Annotated in this window: 2 protein-coding genes; one reads left to right on the forward strand and one right to left on the reverse strand. The window is 76.5% G+C overall.

Annotated elements, in window-relative coordinates:
* Nucleotides 1-132 precede the first annotated feature (132 nt).
* Entirely contained in the window at nt 133-960 is an 828-nt protein-coding gene (locus ACFVHV_RS39055) for a TIGR02452 family protein (RefSeq protein WP_380357971.1), read from the reverse strand.
* A gap of 327 nt (nt 961-1,287) precedes the next feature.
* On the opposite strand from ACFVHV_RS39055, the gene ACFVHV_RS39060 reads away from it, so the two are divergent.
* Nucleotides 1,288-1,679: hypothetical protein (locus ACFVHV_RS39060; protein WP_380357973.1), on the forward strand; the 392-nt coding region annotated here is incomplete at its 3' end.

Below are 1,679 nucleotides of genomic sequence, written 5' to 3' on the forward strand. Positions count from 1 at the left end.
GGCGCCTCGCACCCGCGGGCTACGGTGTGCGGCGCCGGGCCGGCCGTCTCCCCCGACCCGGGGGTGGCGGGGCCGCCCACCCCGCCCGCCACGGCGCTCGCCGCCCGCCGGAAGTAGCCGGCTGCCGGACGGTCACCCCGCGGTGAACCGGGCCTCGAAGGCGGCCCGGTTCGCCGAGACCGGCGAGCGGTCCCAGACCGCGAACACCACCTGATCGAAGGCGGCCCCGTACCGGGCCAGCGCCCCCTCGAAGGCCTCGGCGACCTGCGCCGGGTCGTTGCGGAACACCCCGCAGCCCCAGGCCCCGAGCACCAGCGCGCGCACCTCGTGCCGGGCGGCCGCCGCGAGCACCCGCACGGCCCGCTCGGCGAGCACGCCCCGGACGTCCGCACCGGCCGAACGCCGTTCCAGCTGCCCGGCGTTGGGCGCGGGCGAGGTCAGGAAGGTGACGGGGTACGGCTGCGCCAGCAGTTCTCCGCGCCCGTCCCGGATCACCGGCACCGCCGGCGAGACGATCACCCGGTGGCTGTACCGGAGGTCGGTGGAGGCCCGGTGCGCCTTGTAGTAGTCCGGCGCCTCCCGCAGGCAGCTGTACAGCAGCGCGCTGCGGCACAGGTCCTCCTCCTGGGCGCGGGCGCCGCGCAGGTAGCCGCCGCCGGGGTTGCGCGCGGAGGCGAAGTTCAGCACCCCGACCGGCCCCGCCCCGGCCCCGACCAGTCGGCGGGCGGCCTGGATGCTGCCCTCGGCCGTCACCTCGATCCGTCCGGCCGCCGGCCCCGGCCCGCGGTCGCCCGCCGCCAGCAGCGCGTCCAGCCCCTCCGGCGCGTAGGACACCGTGCCGGCCCGCGCCGCCCCCAACTCCTCCCCCACCTGCACGAGTTCGCCCCCGGCCGTCCGGTAGCTCCCCCGCTCGGCGATCTCCTCGTTCACTCGCGCCACATCGTGCAGTCTGCTGCTCATGGCCGCGACGCTACGGGACCGCGGCGCCCGCGCGCCACAGGTTATTCTCACTCCCAGAACAACGCCCCGGGGGGCCGGCGCGGGGAAACGCGAGGCTGCCGGGGAAACGCGAAGGGCCCGCTCCGGGGGGACGGAGCGGGCCCTTCGTACGTTCAGCCGGGCCGGCGGTCGACTACCGCCGGTGCGGCGTCAGTTCTTCCAGCGCGGCTTGCGGTCGTCGCGGTCGAAACCGCCCGGGCGACGGTCCTCGCGGTCACGGCCGGCACCGAAGCCGCCGCGGTCACGGTTGAAGCCACCGCGGTCGGACTGCGGACGGCCGCCGGAGCGGTGGTCGTCGCGGCGCGCGAACGGACGGCTGCTGCCGCCGCGCTCGTCGCGGTCACGGCCGAAGGCCGGACGGTCGCCGAAGGAACGGGCCGGACGGTCGCCGAAGGAACGGCCGCCGCGGTCGTCGCGGTCACGGTTGAAGCCGCCGCCACGGTTGTCACGGTCACCGAAGGAACGGGCACCGCGGTCGTCGCGGTCACGGTTGAAGCCGCCGCCACGGTTGTCACGGTCACCGAAGGAACGGCCGCCGCGGTCGTCACGGTTGAAGCCGCCGGAACGGCCACCGCGGTCGTCACGGTCACGGCCGAAGCCGCCGCCACGGTTGTCACGGTCACCGAAGCCACCGGAACGGCCGCCGCGGTCGTCACGGTTGAAGCCGCCGGAACGGGCAC

Source organism: Kitasatospora sp. NPDC127116 (assembly GCF_042677365.1).
In the GTDB taxonomy this organism is placed as follows: Bacteria; Actinomycetota; Actinomycetes; order Streptomycetales; family Streptomycetaceae; genus Kitasatospora; species Kitasatospora lactacystinica.